We start from the raw sequence: 653 nt of genomic DNA, 5'->3' as shown, positions 1-653 counted from the left end.
CATTCCCCACAAAGAGCTGGCCCCCATAGACCAGTCCAGCCAAGCCGCCAATAAGATAGACCACTGCCAAGAGCCAGTGCATGTTGCGCCCCTCCTCCTCCGTTTCCGAGGCGTCATCTCCCTGCTTTCCCACCACAATGGTATAAAGCAGGAAGAGTAGGCCAAAGAGGAGCAATGTCAAAGCCTCCGAACGAGAGACCAGCGAGGGCATCCCATCTAGTGGCATATCCGAGAGCACCAACATCAGCAAAATAGAGGCCACAAGTGCAATCGGAAGGTCAAAGCGAAGCGTATTTAACTTCACTGGCACAGGGTGTACCAAAGCACAAGCCCCCAGTACACAGAGCACATTAAAAATGTTACTCCCAATCACATTCCCCACAGCGATTCCACCGCTCCCATCAATACTTCCGATCACACTCACCACCAACTCTGGTGCCGAGGTTCCGAAGGCCACAATCGTTAGCCCTATGATTATCTGGGGAATATGTAGCCGCTTAGCTATTGCCGAGGCACCATCCGTCATAAAGTTAGCCCCTGCCACGATTAGAGCCACCCCCACGATCACTAAAACTATCTCAATCCACATAATCTATCATCAATTTTTCACTGCCCGTTCATCTAGGGCTGCATACTCCAGCGAAGTAGTCGAG

The 653-nt window shown here is 51.5% G+C and carries 1 protein-coding gene; it reads right to left on the bottom strand.

Annotated elements, in window-relative coordinates; genetic code table 11:
- A partial coding sequence (locus QVO39_RS08235; protein ID WP_502685075.1) for a sodium:calcium antiporter occupies positions 1-589 on the bottom strand: 589 nt, incomplete at its 3' end.
- Positions 590-653: the final 64 nt, after the last annotated feature.

It is taken from the genome of Porphyromonas sp. CAG:1061 (assembly GCF_000435035.1).
In the GTDB taxonomy this organism is placed as follows: Bacteria; Bacteroidota; Bacteroidia; order Bacteroidales; family Porphyromonadaceae; genus Porphyromonas_A; species Porphyromonas_A somerae.
This window is presented reverse-complemented; position numbering and strand designations above follow the sequence as displayed.